This window comes from Streptosporangium sp. NPDC002607 (assembly GCF_053592655.1).
The window spans coordinates 61,378-74,832 of sequence record NZ_JBSFWD010000017.1; the positions used below are offsets into that span (position 1 = coordinate 61,378).

A 13,455-nucleotide genomic window follows, 5' to 3' on the forward strand; every position below is an offset into this window, starting at 1 on the left:
GCCAAGGGTGACTCCGGTTCCAAGGGTGACGAGACGACACCGCGGGGGGACGGCTCCGTGGGTGGCGCGCCGGTCAACGATCCCGACGCCAAGGGTGACTCCGGTTCCAAGGGTGACGAGACGACACCGCGGGGGGACGGCTCCGTGGGTGGCGCGCCGGTCAACGATCCCGACGCCAAGGGCGACTCCGGCTCCAAGGGCGACGAGCGCTCACCCAGGCAGGAGGGCGGCACGTCCGGCAACGACATCCTCGACAGTTACCGGAAGGACCATCCCGACGACATCGACCAGAGCGGCGATCAGCGGGCGAAGGTCGTGGAGGTCGACGGTGTGAAGGTGCTCCAGATCCCGCTCGACTCGCCCACGGCGGCCGAGGTCGACGAGTTGCTGAAGAACATCGAGGACATTCCGCCGCTGGAGATGCCTACGGTCGACAACGTCTCCGCCACGGCGGGGCAGCCGGGCTGGGTCGAGCCGCACGGCCCGCTCGATTCGGCCAGGCCCGACTATCCGCTCCTCGACACCGCGGGCCCCACCACCGACCAGACCGTCCAGCCGCCGGGCACGGGGGGCGACGCCACCCCCGAGCCCGCCGGTACGACCTCCGGTGAGGCGGCTGTTCAGCCGCAGGCCACGACCTCCGCCGTACCCGCCGTCCAGACGGCGGGTACGGCCTCCGGCGAGGCAGCCTCGCAGCCCGCCGTGGTGCCGCGGGGAGACGCCGGCACGCCGTCCATCGGCGACGCGGTCTTCAGCGAGCCGCGAGGGGCGGAGGATGCCGCAGGGGGCCCGGGACAGTCGGCGGGGACGGCTCCCGGGGGGGTGGCCGCCGCACCGGACGGTTCGGTCGCCCGGTGGGCCGGCGACGGCGACGACGTCGTCACCGCGGAGGCGAGCCCTCTCGATCTGGACGCCCTCAGGACGCTCGCCGACAACGCCCGGGAGATCGAGCCGCTGGAGATGCCCGGTGTGCGGGTGCCGGAAGGGGAGACCTGGGGCGAGGGGGCCTGGGCGCCCATGGACATCGGGCCCGACGGACCGGCGGGCGACGTGGAGCCGGGGAATCCGCTGCGGCCGATCCCGCCTCCGGGAGGCGGGCAGTGAGCGGGGGGCAGGGACTGTGTCAGCGAGGGTGAGGAGCCTGTGATGTTCGTGGATCCACCCGCACCGCAGCCGCTGCAGCCGGGGGAGACCCCACCGGCCTCGGGCGGCGGCGGTCTGCCGTCCTCGGACGCCGCCACGGCGTGGGAGTTCAACCCCGAATACCAGCGGCTGGTCATGATGTGGCGGCAGGTGCTTCCCACACTCGACACGCTGACCGCCAGTCTGGACAAGGCCTACCAGCTCGCCAGGAGCAGGGATGTCTGGGACGCCCCGGTCTCCGGCCGCTACGTCGAGGACATGACGGAGTGGCGTACCCGTCTCGGCCTCTACCGGCAGGCGATCCTGACCTCGATCAGCGACCAGGCGGCCGACACGCCGAGATGGGTGCCGGTGGGAGCCGGGGCCCCGCACGCCTTCTCCTGACGTCCTTCCCGGCTCGGAGGCGCCGGCCGGATCCTTCGGCGCGAGGCCCGCGGGCCGGGCGGTTTTCGAAGCCTCCCGGGGGGACGACGCCAGGGCCCTCCCGGGGCGTGCGTTTCCGCACGGAGACACGCCTTCCCGTGGCGACACCTCTCTGACCTGGGATAACCGGGGTAGCCGGGCTTACAGTGGGGGTGAGTTGTCATCTTCGGGATGTGAGCCATGGGCGCAGAGTCGTACTACGGGCCAGATTTCGGCCTACTGCAGCGCGAGGATCCGGAGATCGCCCGTGTGCTCCTCGACGAGCTCGACAGGCTCCGCGGCGGCGTCCAGCTGATCGCGAGTGAGAATTTCGCCTCGCCCGCCGTGCTCGCCGCGCTCGGCTCGACGCTCACCAACAAGTACGCGGAGGGCTACCCCGGCAGGCGCTACTACGCCGGATGCGAGGTCGTCGACCGGGCCGAGCAGCTCGCGATCGACCGGGCCAAGCGGCTGTTCGGCGCCGATCACGTCAACGTGCAGCCCCACTCCGGCGCCTCGGCGAATCTGGCGGCCTACGCGGCACTGCTCCAGCCGGGCGACACGGTGCTGGCGATGGCGCTGTCGCACGGCGGCCACCTCACGCACGGTTCCAAGGTCAACTTCTCCGGCCGCTGGTTCGACGTCGTGGCGTACGGCGTGCGCAGGGACACCGAGCTGATCGACTATGACGAGGTCAGGGACCTGGCGTTGCAGCATCAGCCCAAAATGATCATATGTGGTGCCACCGCCTATTCCCGAAAGATCGACTTCGCGGCCTTCCGGGGGGTCGCCGATGAGGTGGGCGCCTGGCTGCTCGCCGACGTCGCGCACACCATCGGGCTGATGGCCGGGAACGCCCTGCCGTCCGCCGTGCCGTACGCGGACGTGGTGACCTTCACCACGCACAAGGCGCTGCGCGGCCCGAGAGGGGGCGGGATCATGTGCACCCGGGAACTGGCCCGCAGGGTCGACCGTGCGGTCTTCCCCTTCGTGCAGGGCGGCCCGCTCATGCACGCGGTGGCGGCCAAGGCCGTGGCGTTCGGCGAGGCGCTGCGCCCCGAGTTCGCGCGGTATGCGCGGCAGGTGGTGACCAACGCCCGGGTACTGGCCGACGCCCTGGCCGCCGAGGGGATGCGGCCCGTCTCCGGGGGCACCGACAGCCATCTGGCGTTGATCGACCTGCGTGACGTCGGGGTCTCCGGCGCGGTGGCCGAGCAGCGGTGTGGCGCGGCCGGGATCACGCTGAACCGCAACGCGATCCCCTACGACCCGGAGCCGGCCACGGTGACGTCCGGGATCCGGGTGGGCACCCCCTGCGTCACGACCCAGGGAATGGGGGCCGAGGAGATGAAGGCGGTGGCCTCGATGGTGGCACAGGCCATCCGCAACCCCGACGCAGTGGGTGAAATACGGGAGCGCGTCGCGGCGCTGACGAGCCTCCATCAGATATATCCCAGCGAACTATGAGCTGTTCTGTGGCGTTTTCCGGTCACAGGTGGCCGGACTATCCGCGAAACTGGTTCCGTGCGCGAATACCTACTCATGGCGCTCGTCGCGGCCGCGGTGACATACCTGCTGGTCCCACTGGTCCGCGTTTTCGCCGTCCGTATCGGTGCCATGCCCGAGGTCCGCGACCGTGACGTGCACACCACGCCGACGCCCAGACTCGGTGGCCTGGCGATGTACGGCGGTCTCGTCGCCGGTCTGCTGATCGCCGGCGAGCTGCCCTACGCCGGGGGCAAGCTGGCGGCCGAGGGCCAGGGCAAGACGGTGATCGCGCTGATCGCCGCAGGAGGGCTGATCACGCTGACCGGCTTCCTGGACGACTGGCTGGGGATGGACGCCCTCGTCAAGCTCGCCGGGCAGATCGGCGCGGCGGGCGTGCTCGTCGCCTTCGGCGTCAGCCTGCCGTGGCTCCCGCTGCCCACGGCGCTGGGCGGGCAGACCATTCTCGACTCCACGCTGAGCCCGCTGATCACGATCCTGATCGTGGTCGTCATGATCAACGCCGTCAACTTCGTCGACGGGCTCGACGGTCTGGCCGCCGGGATCGTGGGCATCGCCGCGATGGCCACATGGACGTACTCGGTGGCCCTGTCGAAGGACTACGGCAACACCAGCATCAACGTGACGGCGGTCATCGCCTCGGTGCTCATCGGGATCTGCCTGGGCTTCCTGCCGCACAACTTCCACCCGGCGAAGATCTTCATGGGGGACACCGGGGCGATGCTGATCGGCCTGGTCCTCGCCTCCACGATGATCCTGGTGACGCCGCTCGACTCCAGCAGCATCAACCGCTTCCCCGTCATCCTCCCCCTGCTCGTGCCGGTCGCGATCCTGGTGCTTCCGCTGCTCGATCTGATCATGGCGGTGGTCCGGCGCACGTCCAACGGCCTGTCGCCGTTCGCGCCCGACCGAGGGCATCTCCACCACCGCCTGCTGGACATCGGACACTCACACCGCCGCAGCGTCATGATCATGTACGCCTGGACCTTCCTGTTCGCCTTCGCGGTCGTGGCACTGTCCATCGAGGGTGTCCCGCTCATCCTGTTCCCGCTGACCGTGCTGCTCGCCATCGGCGTGCTGGTGATGATGGCGCTGCCCCGCTGGCGGGCCCGCCGCGACGTCGGCGGGTCCGGAGAGCAGGGCCCGACCGGCACCGCCGGGCCCGCCGGGCCCGCGGCTCCCACGGGATTCAGCGGTCCCATCGAGGGGCCGGGGCGGCAGGTGCGACCGGGCGAGCCGCAGGCCCGGGTCCGGCCCCACCCCTACCCCTCGGAGATGCCGGGGCCTCGTCCGGCCGTCAGCGGCGACGACGGCGACGGCACCGCCACGCTCTCGGCGCTGCCCGACCTGTCACTCACCGCTCCCCGGCAAGGTTTCTCAAACCCTGAGACGCGGCGTTGAGCGGTCCATGTCAGCTGCTTGATCGTTCACTTGAAACGGCAGGTAAAGGCGCTCTTCCATGAGCTTGTGATAGCTTTCACTAACGGATCCATGGTTCAGCTGGATCTTCGAGGTAGCAATCGCTCGCTTGATAACAGTCACTGGGAGTGCCGATGCAGGCCAATGACGTGCGCGTCCTCAAAGGGGCCGTGATACCCACCGCCGCCGCGGGTGCGGTCGTCATCCTCACGGCGGCTCTGCTCTCCGGTGCCAAGGGGGCGCTGGGGGCCGCGATCGGCCTCCTGGTGGTGGCGGTCTTCTTTACGGTCAGCCTGGTCGCGGTCTCCTCCGCGAGCCGGGTCTCTCCCGTTGTGATGATGGTCACCGCGATCGCCACCTACGCGGTGAAGGTCCTGATCATCATGGCGCTCCTCAAGATGTTCGAGAGCGCCACGGCGTTCGAGCCGCGTGCCTTCGGCTGGTCGGCGATCATCTGCACCGTCGTCTGGACGGCCGGCGAGATGCGGGGCTTCGTGAAGACGAAGATGCTCTACGTCGACCCGGGCGCCGCTGTCCCCGGACAGGGTGGCCCCCGATGAGGCGTATCATGACCGGGCGGCGGGACCCGATATGACTAGTCATCTCCCCGGCTGCTATTGTCATGCCCGCAATGAGCGAACAAGAACGCAGGCCCGAGAGCGATGGCCGCGACTTCGCCAACGCTGCCTGGTCGGTTCCCAGCTACATTCTCTCCGGGATCATCCTGTACGGCGGCGGCGGTTGGTTGCTGAGCCGTTGGACTGGCGTGGCCGTGTTCACACCGATCGGAGTGATCGTCGGTGTCGTTCTCGCCATCTACCTGGTCTACCGGAAATACGGTCGCTGACCTCGCGCGGCGGTCGCTTCGCTGAGGAAGCAGTCTTGATCCACTACCACGTTGAAGGGAACGCCGCGTGAAGGCGCTGACGGTCCTCGCCGCCGACGAGTTCAAGGCCCCGGGGCTTGAGCTGTTCGATCTCCCCCCGATCATTCCCGGCGTCACCTGGTTCACCAAGCCGGTGCTGCTCGCCCTGCTGAGCTCGCTCGTGGTCATAGCCTTCTGCTGGTCGGCCTTCGCCAACCCGAAGCTGGTGCCCCGGGGCATCCAGAACATCGGTGAGTACGGCTACATGTTCGTCCGTGATCAGGTAGCCCGTCCCTTCCTCGGCAAGGACGCCGACCGCTGGATGGGCCTGCTGCTGAGCCTGTTCTTCCTGGTCTGGATCTGGAACCTGATGGGGGTCGTCCCCTTCCTGCAGTTCCCGATCGCCTCGCACATCGCCTTCCCGATCGTGCTGGCGGTAAGCGTCTACGTGCTGAAGATCTACCTGGGCATGAAGCACCAGGGAGGGCTCGGCTACTTCAAGAACATGATGTTCCCCCCGGGCCTGCCCAAGCCGATCTACGTGCTGCTCGCGCCGATCGAGTTCCTCTCCAACATGATCGTGGCGCCGTTCACCCACGCGGTGCGACTCTTCGCCAACATGTTCGCAGGCCACATCATCCTGGCCTTCTTCAGCGCCGTTGGTTTCTGGTTCCTCTTCGAGCAGCTCACGCCGCTCGGCGCCCCGGTCGGTGTCGTCGCCGTCATCATGACGATCGCGATGACCGCGTTCGAGATGTTCATCCAGTTCCTGCAGGCCTTCCTGTTCGCGCTGCTCGCCGCGATGTACATCGGCGGCTCGCTGCACGCCGAGCACTAAGACCCTTCTCCTCCAGTTCAGACCGGTGAGACCCGTTCACCGGCCATCTTGTAAAGGAAACAGCAATGAGCATCCTCGCTGAGGTCACCGGCAACATCGGCTCCATCGGTTACGGGCTCGCCACGCTTGGCCCCGGCATCGGTGTCGGTCTCATCTTCGGTAACGGTCTGCAGGCCATCGCCCGCCAGCCCGAGACCTACGGTCTGATCCGCCAGAACATGCTGCTGGGCTTCGTGCTCGTCGAGGCGCTGGCCCTGATCGGCCTTGTCGCGCCGTTCATCTACTGATCGAAGACACCCTGACGGAAGGCTGCATCGATGACATCCGCAGCTAAGCTCCTGGCGGCCGAGGGCACCACCAGCCCGATCATGCCGCACCTCTACGAGCTGGTCGTCGGCGGTTTCGCGTTCTTCGTCGTCCTCTTCGTCGTCGGTAAGATCCTCACCCCGCGAATCCAGAAGACCCTGGCCGAGCGGACCGATGCGATCGAAGGCGGCATCAAGCGAGCCGAGGACGCCCAGGCCGAGGCCCAGGCGCTGCTCAAGCAGTACAAGGACCAGCTCGCCGAGGCTCGTCACGAGGCTTCCCGCCTCCGTGAGGAAGCTCGCGAGCAGGGTGCGCAGATCAAGGCCGAGCTCCGCGAGGAGGCGCAGGCCGAGGCCCGCCGTCTCGTCGAGGCCGCGCACCTGCAGATCGAGGCCGACCGTCAGCAGGCGTTCGCCCAGCTCCGCGCGGAGCTCGGTCGTCTGTCGATCGATCTGGCCGGTCGTATCGTCGGCGAATCCCTTGAGGACGAGGCGCGCCAGCGCCGCACCGTGGACCGGTTCCTCGAGGAGCTCGAGTCGAGCAGCGCGGCGGTCCGCTGATGAGAGGTCTGAGCAGGGCTTCGCTGGCCGAGGTCGAAGAGCGCTTCAACGCCGTCGCGGGAAGCGCCGACCTCGGCACGCTGGCCGACGAGCTCTTCTCGGTCGCCGACCTGTTCGACCGTGAGCACGGGCTCCGCCGCAACCTCTCCGACCCCGCCCGGCCCGCGGCCCAGAAGGCGCAGGTGGTACGGGTGCTGCTGGAGGGCAAGGTCAGCGATGCCGCGCTGGAGACGGTCGCCGCGGCCGTGTCCGCGCGGTGGGCCCGCTCCGGCGACCTGGCCGACGCCCTTGAGCGTCTCGGTGTCATCGCGGCCTCCGCGGAGGCCGAGGCACAGGGCAGGCTCGACGATGTCGAGGACGAGCTGTTCAGGTTCGGGCGCATCGTCGCCTCGAACCTGGAACTGCACCGGACCCTGACCTCCACGACGGCACCGGAGCAGGCCAAGCGGGAACTGCTGGGCTCCCTGCTCGCCGGCAAGGTCGCCCCCACCACTCTCCGCCTGGTCACGCAGCTCGTGGTACACCCGCGAGGACGTAGCCTGGACAGTGGCCTTGAGGAGTTCGGAAAGCTGGTCGCCGCCCAGCGGCAGCGCCTCGTCGCGGTGGTGCGGAGCGCCATCGTGCTCTCAGAGGAGCAGAAGCAGCGTCTCGCCACGTGGCTGCGCACCTCGTACGGCCGCGACGTTCATCTGAACGTCGAGGTGGATCCGCGGGTGCTGGGAGGGTTCTCGGTGCACATCGGGGACGATCTCATCGACACCACCATCGCGGGACGAATCGAAGAAGTCCGCCGCCGGTTGGCCGGCTAGGCGAATAGGGAGACTGAAGAGAGATGGCGGAGCTTACGATCCGGCCGGACGAGATCCGGGACGCACTTGAGCGCTTCGTCCAGGCGTACGAGCCGGAAGGCGCAGCGCGTGAGGAGATCGGGACCGTCGTCGACTGCGGCGACGGTATCGCCCATGTCTCCGGCCTTCCCTCGGCGATGGCGAACGAGCTGCTTGAGTTCGAGGACGGCACGCGTGGCCTGGCACTGAACCTGGACGTCCGGGAGATCGGTGTCGTTGTTCTGGGCGACTTCAGCAAGATCGAGGAGGGCCAGTCGGTCCGCCGGACGGGCGAGGTCCTGTCCGTGCCGGTCGGCGACGGCTTCCTCGGCCGAGTGGTCGACCCGCTGGGCATTCCGCTGGACGGCAAGGGTGCCATCGAGTCCGAGGGTGTTCGTCCCCTCGAGGTTCAGGCGCCTTCCGTCGTGCAGCGCCAGCCGGTGAAGGAGCCCCTCGCCACCGGCATCAAGGCGATCGACGCGATGACCGCGATCGGCCGTGGCCAGCGCCAGCTGATCATCGGTGACCGTGGCACCGGCAAGACCGCGATCGCCGTGGACACCATCCTCAACCAGCGGGAGAACTGGCTCTCCGGCGACCCGGACAAGCAGGTCCGCTGCGTCTACGTCGCGGTCGGCCAGAAGGGCTCCACGATCGCCCAGGTCAAGGCTCGCCTTGAGGAGGCGGGCGCGCTGGAGTACACCACCATCGTCGCCTCTCCGGCGTCCGACCCGGCCGGTTACAAGTACCTCGCCCCCTACACCGGTTCGGCCATCGGCCAGCACTGGATGTACCAGGGCAAGCACGTTCTCATCGTTTTCGACGACCTGACCAAGCAGGCCGACGCCTACCGCGCGGTCTCCCTGCTGCTCCGTCGTCCGCCGGGCCGTGAGGCCTACCCCGGTGACGTCTTCTACCTGCACTCCCGCCTCCTGGAGCGTTGCGCGAAGCTGTCGAAGGAGATGGGTTCCGGCTCGATGACCGGTCTGCCGATCATCGAGACGAAGGGCAACGACGTCTCGGCGTTCATCCCGACCAACGTCATCTCCATCACCGACGGCCAGGTCTTCCTGGAGACGGACCTGTTCAACGCCGGTGTCCGTCCCGCCATCAACGTCGGTGTCTCGGTTTCCCGAGTCGGCGGCTCGGCCCAGACCAAGGCGATGAAGTCGGTCGCCGGCACGCTGCGCCTGTCGCTCTCCCAGTACCGTGACCTGGAGGCCTTCGCCTCCTTCGCCTCCGACCTGGACGCGGCGTCCAAGGCTCAGCTGGAGCGCGGTCAGCGCCTGGTCGAGCTGCTCAAGCAGCCGCAGTACAGCCCCTTCCCGGTCGAGCACGAGGTCGTCTCCATCTGGGCCGGCACCACCGGTGAGCTCGACGAGGTCCCGGTCGAGGACATCCGCCGTTTCGAGGCGGAGTTCCTGGACTACATCGGTCGAGAGAAGAAGGGCATCTTCGACAGCATCCGAGAGACCAAGGCCCTGTCCGAGGACACGGTCACCGCTCTCAAGGACGCCGTCACCGCGTTCAAGAAGACCTTCGAGACCGCCGCGGGCGAGCTGCTGGTCAACGAGGAGCCGGTCGAGGCGCTCGGCGCCGAAGAGGTCGGCCAGGAAAAGATCACCAAGCGCGTCCGTACGGCTGAGAAGAAGTAGCCGATGGGTGCCCAGCTAAGACTGCTGCGGCGGCGGATCAAGTCGGTCAAGTCAACGGCGAAGATCACGCGCGCCCAGGAGCTCATCGCTTCATCGCGCATCGTGAAGGCGCAGTTGCGGATGCAGGCGGCGGTGCCGTACGAGCGCGAGATCACTCGCGCCGTGACGGGCGTCGTCAGCAACACCGCCAGCGTCGATCACCCGCTGACCGTGGAGAAGGAGCGGCCGGCCAGGGCCGCCGTGCTCATCGTCACCAGCGACAGCGGCTTCTGCGGCGGCTTCAACGCGAACATCCTGCGTGAGGCCGAGGCCCTCGGCGGTCTGCTGAAGGACAGGGGCATCGAGCCCGTGCCCTTCGTGACCGGCCGCAAGGGTGTCGCCTGGCACAGCTTCCGTGGCCGAGAGATGAGCGGGCAGTGGACGGGGTTCTCCCGTAAGCCCTCCTACTCGGACGCCAAGGAGATCGCCGGCGTGCTGATCGACTCGTTCTCGGCCGAGGACGGGGTGGACGAGATCCACATCGTCTCGACCCAGTTCGTCTCGATGCTGACGCAGGAAGTCGTGATCAAGCGAATCCTGCCGTTGGAGGTCGAGGAGACCGTCGAGCCGGTGGACAGCACGCCGTTGCCGTACTTCGAGTTCGAGCCCAGCGCGGCCGATGTTCTCGACACGCTGCTGCCGCGCTACGTGGAGTCGCGCATCTTCAGCGCGCTGCTCCAGTCGGCGGCCTCGGAAGAGGCGTCGCGTCGCCGGGCGATGAAGTCGGCGACCGACAACGCCAACGAGCTCATCCGAACGTTCACCCAGCAGATGAACCAAGCTCGCCAGGCCGAGATCACCCAGGAAATCAGCGAGATCGTCGGTGGCGCGAGCGCGCTGGCTGACTCCGCAGCGGGGAAAGAGTGAAATGACTGCACAGACTGTTGAGACCGGCGTGGGCCGCGTCGCGCGGGTCACCGGTCCCGTCGTCGACGTGGAGTTCCCCGTCGAGGCGATGCCCGAGATCTACAACGCGCTCACCACCGAGGTCACCCTCGGCGGGGAGACCAGGCTGCTGACCCTGGAGGTCGCCCAGCACCTGGGTGACAACCTGGTACGGGCCATCTCCATGCAGCCCACCGACGGTGTGACCCGTGGCGCGGCGGTGACCGACACCGGCGCGGCCATCTCCGTACCGGTCGGCGACGTCGTCAAGGGCCACGTGTGGAGCACGCTCGGCGAGGCACTGGACGTGCCCACCGCGTCGCTCAAGATCGAGGAGCGCTGGGGCATCCACCGCCCCTCGCCCGCCTTCGACACCCTTGAGTCGCGCACCGAGATGCTGACCACCGGCATCAAGGTCATCGACCTGCTCACCCCGTACGTGCAGGGTGGCAAGATCGGCCTGTTCGGCGGCGCGGGCGTGGGCAAGACCGTTCTGATCCAGGAGATGATCCGCCGGGTCGCCCGCAACTTCGGTGGCACCTCGGTGTTCGCCGGTGTCGGCGAGCGTACCCGTGAGGGCAACGACCTCTGGCTGGAGATGGAGGAGGCGAACGTCCTCAAGGACACCGCGCTCGTCTTCGGCCAGATGGACGAGCCCCCGGGCACCCGTCTGCGCGTCGCGCTCTCCGCGCTGACCATGGCGGAGTACTTCCGTGACGTGCAGAAGCAGGACGTGCTGCTCTTCATCGACAACATCTTCCGGTTCACCCAGGCCGGCTCCGAGGTGTCCACCCTGCTCGGCCGCATGCCGTCCGCGGTGGGTTACCAGCCGACCCTGGCCGACGAGATGGGTGTTCTGCAGGAGCGCATCACCTCGACCCGCGGTCACTCGATCACCTCCATGCAGGCGATCTACGTCCCCGCGGACGACATCACCGACCCGGCCCCGCACAACGCGTTCGCGCACCTCGACGCGCAGACCGTGCTCTCGCGGCCGATCTCGGAGAAGGGCATCTACCCCGCGGTGGACCCGCTCGACTCCACCTCGCGGATTCTCGACCCGCTGATCGTGGGCGAGGAGCACTACCGCGTGGCTCAGGAGACCAAGCGGATCCTGCAGAAGTACAAGGAGCTGCAGGACATCATCGCGATCCTCGGTATCGACGAGCTCTCCGAAGAGGACAAGGTCACCGTCAACCGGGCCCGTCGCATCGAGCGCTTCCTGTCCCACCCGATGTACGCCGCCGAGGCGTTCACCGGTCAGCCCGGAGAGAACGTGCCGCTGGACGAGACCATCGCCTCGTTCAAGGGTCTGTGCGCCGGCGACTACGACCACCTGCCCGAGCAGGCGTTCTTCATGGTCGGTGGCATCGACCAGGCCGTGGCCAAGGCCAAGGAACTCGCCCGCTAGTCGCCTTCGGTGCCGGTACGGTCACGCGGTCGTACCGGCACCTGGTTCGATAGGGAACTGGAGAGAAAGTGGCGAAGCTGCGAGTAGGCGTCGTCTCCCCGGAGCGGGAGATCTGGTCCGGCGAGGCCGACATGGTGATTGCCAAGACCGTCGACGGCGAGATCGGTATCATGCCTAAACACGCACCCGTGCTCGGCGTTCTCGTCGAGGGCGGGCTGCTGAAGATCAAGCGAGGTGACGGCGAGGCCGACCTCGTCGCCGCCGTCCACGGAGGATTCCTCTCGGTGGCCGACGACGAGGTGTCGATCCTGGCCGAGATCGCCGAGCTTGGTTCCGAGATCGACATCGCCCGGGCCAGGAGCGCGCTGGAGCGGGCTCAGGCCTCGGTCGAGTCCGGCCAGGAAGACGCGGACGCCGCCGCCGAGGCCAAGCGTGCCAGGGCCCGGCTGCGCGCGGCCGGAGAAGAAGTCGGATAAATTCGGCTTCTTAGCGGTAAGGGCTTGTTGGGGGGCGGGCAGACATGGTGGTGCTGGACGTACTCATCGTGGTGGGGCTGCTCGTCGCCCTCCTGGCGCTCAGGGTGCTCATTCTGACCCGCTTCCGAGGGTCGGTGCTGTGTTGCCTGCGCCCCATGTCGAGGGAGCGGGGGTGGCGGGTCGGAGTGGCCCGCTATGCCGACGGCCACCTCAACTGGATCCCGCTCATAGGTCTGCTTCCAAGGCCGCGCCACGTCATCGTGAGGCGCGGCCTTGTCGTTTCCGGCCGTCGTAAGGTCGGCTCCGGTGAGTTCTTCGGGTTCATCGAGGGGGTGACGGCGCTTGAGTGCCGCAACGGGCAGAGCGCCTTCGAGCTCGCCATGGGATACCGCGCACTGACCGGTTTCGTGGCCTGGCTGGAGTCCGCCCCGCCCAGCGCCCATCTCGACGTCGCCTGATCCTCCGTGCCCTGTCACCGGGCGGCGGGCCCCCTCAGCGGGTGCCGCCGGGCTTCCAGAGGATCTCGTCGCCGTCTGCGGCCACCCGGCAGAGGATGAACATCAGGTCGCTCAGCCGGTTGAGGTACTTCGCGGTCAGCGGGTTGACGTCGTCGTGGGCCTCCAGCGCCGACCAGACGGTCCGCTCGGCCCGCCGGACCACGGTCCTGGCGACGTGCAGCCAGGACACGGCCGGGGTGCCGCCGGGCAGGATGAAGCTGCGCAGCGGCTTGAGGCGCTCGTTGAACTCGTCACAGCGCGCCTCAAGCCATTCGATGTAGGAGGGCTCGACCCGCAGCGGCGGGAACTCGGGGTTCTCCGTGATCGGGGTGCAGAGGTCGGCCCCGACGTCGAACAGCTCGTTCTGGATCCGGGTGAGAACGGCGGTGACGTCCGCCTCCAGGGAACCCGTGGCCAGTGCCACGCCGATCGCCGCGTTGGCCTCCTCGACGTCCGCGTAGGCGGCCAGGCGCGGGTCGGTCTTGCGGGTACGGCTCATGTCGCCGAGCGCGGTCGTGCCGTCGTCCCCGGTACGGGTGTAGATCTTGGAGAGCACCACCGGGTTGTCTCTGTCAGCTCGCGTCATGCCGTCCAGCTTATCGGGGGCGAAAATTGCCCCCGATTCA

Annotated in this window: 16 protein-coding genes; 15 read left to right on the top strand and 1 reads right to left on the bottom strand. The window is 68.0% G+C overall.

Annotated elements, in window-relative coordinates; all coding sequences use genetic code 11:
• The 15 genes from ACWD3H_RS20485 to ACWD3H_RS20555 form a co-directional block, all read left to right on the top strand.
• Nucleotides 1–1,104, top strand: a 1,104-nt coding sequence (locus ACWD3H_RS20485; protein ID WP_451956093.1) for a hypothetical protein, incomplete at its 5' end; no start/stop codon positions are given.
• 42 nt (nucleotides 1,105–1,146) lie between these two features.
• Nucleotides 1,147–1,527, top strand: a complete 381-nt coding sequence (locus ACWD3H_RS20490) for a hypothetical protein (RefSeq protein WP_355549892.1) — start codon at nucleotides 1,147–1,149, stop codon at nucleotides 1,525–1,527.
• A gap of 219 nt (nucleotides 1,528–1,746) precedes the next feature.
• Nucleotides 1,747–3,012 (top strand): serine hydroxymethyltransferase, encoded by a 1,266-nt coding sequence (locus ACWD3H_RS20495; protein WP_451956094.1) that lies wholly within the window; start codon nucleotides 1,747–1,749, stop codon nucleotides 3,010–3,012.
• 57 nt (nucleotides 3,013–3,069) lie between these two features.
• A complete protein-coding gene (locus ACWD3H_RS20500) occupies nucleotides 3,070–4,452 on the top strand; it encodes an undecaprenyl/decaprenyl-phosphate alpha-N-acetylglucosaminyl 1-phosphate transferase (RefSeq protein WP_451956095.1) in 1,383 nt (460 codons plus the stop codon).
• Between the two features lie 152 nt (nucleotides 4,453–4,604).
• Nucleotides 4,605–5,030, top strand: a complete 426-nt coding sequence (locus tag ACWD3H_RS20505) for a hypothetical protein (RefSeq protein ID WP_451956096.1) — start codon at nucleotides 4,605–4,607, stop codon at nucleotides 5,028–5,030.
• A 71-nt stretch (nucleotides 5,031–5,101) separates the two neighbouring features.
• A complete protein-coding gene (locus ACWD3H_RS20510) occupies nucleotides 5,102–5,317 on the top strand; it encodes an AtpZ/AtpI family protein (RefSeq protein ID WP_343975662.1) in 216 nt (71 codons plus the stop codon).
• Nucleotides 5,318–5,384: 67 nt separating this feature from the next.
• Nucleotides 5,385–6,173, top strand: a complete 789-nt coding sequence (atpB, locus tag ACWD3H_RS20515; RefSeq protein WP_350924687.1) for a F0F1 ATP synthase subunit A — start codon at nucleotides 5,385–5,387, stop codon at nucleotides 6,171–6,173.
• 65 nt (nucleotides 6,174–6,238) lie between these two features.
• Nucleotides 6,239–6,460, top strand: coding sequence for an ATP synthase F0 subunit C (atpE, locus tag ACWD3H_RS20520; protein ID WP_343975656.1), 222 nt, complete (start codon nucleotides 6,239–6,241; stop codon nucleotides 6,458–6,460).
• A 30-nt stretch (nucleotides 6,461–6,490) separates the two neighbouring features.
• Entirely contained in the window at nucleotides 6,491–7,039 is a 549-nt protein-coding gene (locus ACWD3H_RS20525) for a F0F1 ATP synthase subunit B (protein ID WP_355549902.1), read from the top strand.
• Nucleotides 7,039–7,848: a F0F1 ATP synthase subunit delta gene (locus tag ACWD3H_RS20530; RefSeq protein WP_451956097.1), complete on the top strand. Its 810-nt coding sequence runs from the start codon at nucleotides 7,039–7,041 to the stop codon at nucleotides 7,846–7,848. The genes ACWD3H_RS20525 and ACWD3H_RS20530 overlap by 1 nt, the downstream gene beginning before the upstream one ends.
• A gap of 23 nt (nucleotides 7,849–7,871) precedes the next feature.
• Nucleotides 7,872–9,521, top strand: a complete 1,650-nt coding sequence (gene atpA / locus ACWD3H_RS20535) for a F0F1 ATP synthase subunit alpha (protein ID WP_355616010.1) — start codon at nucleotides 7,872–7,874, stop codon at nucleotides 9,519–9,521.
• A 3-nt stretch (nucleotides 9,522–9,524) separates the two neighbouring features.
• Nucleotides 9,525–10,427 (top strand): F0F1 ATP synthase subunit gamma, encoded by a 903-nt coding sequence (locus ACWD3H_RS20540; RefSeq protein ID WP_350924696.1) that lies wholly within the window; start codon nucleotides 9,525–9,527, stop codon nucleotides 10,425–10,427.
• 1 nt (nucleotide 10,428) lies between these two features.
• Nucleotides 10,429–11,856: a F0F1 ATP synthase subunit beta gene (gene atpD, locus ACWD3H_RS20545; RefSeq protein ID WP_350924698.1), complete on the top strand. Its 1,428-nt coding sequence runs from the start codon at nucleotides 10,429–10,431 to the stop codon at nucleotides 11,854–11,856.
• Between the two features lie 68 nt (nucleotides 11,857–11,924).
• Complete coding sequence (locus ACWD3H_RS20550; RefSeq protein WP_343975638.1) at nucleotides 11,925–12,332, top strand: F0F1 ATP synthase subunit epsilon; 408 nt, start codon at nucleotides 11,925–11,927, stop codon at nucleotides 12,330–12,332.
• Between the two features lie 44 nt (nucleotides 12,333–12,376).
• On the top strand, nucleotides 12,377–12,790 hold the full coding sequence (locus ACWD3H_RS20555) for a DUF2550 domain-containing protein (RefSeq protein ID WP_350924702.1): 414 nt from the start codon (nucleotides 12,377–12,379) through the stop codon (nucleotides 12,788–12,790).
• A gap of 34 nt (nucleotides 12,791–12,824) precedes the next feature.
• On the opposite strand, the gene ACWD3H_RS20560 is transcribed toward ACWD3H_RS20555, so the two are convergent.
• Nucleotides 12,825–13,415 carry a cob(I)yrinic acid a,c-diamide adenosyltransferase gene (locus ACWD3H_RS20560; protein ID WP_451956098.1) on the bottom strand — a complete coding sequence of 197 codons (591 nt, stop codon included), beginning with the start codon at nucleotides 13,413–13,415 and terminating at the stop codon, nucleotides 12,825–12,827.
• Nucleotides 13,416–13,455: the final 40 nt, after the last annotated feature.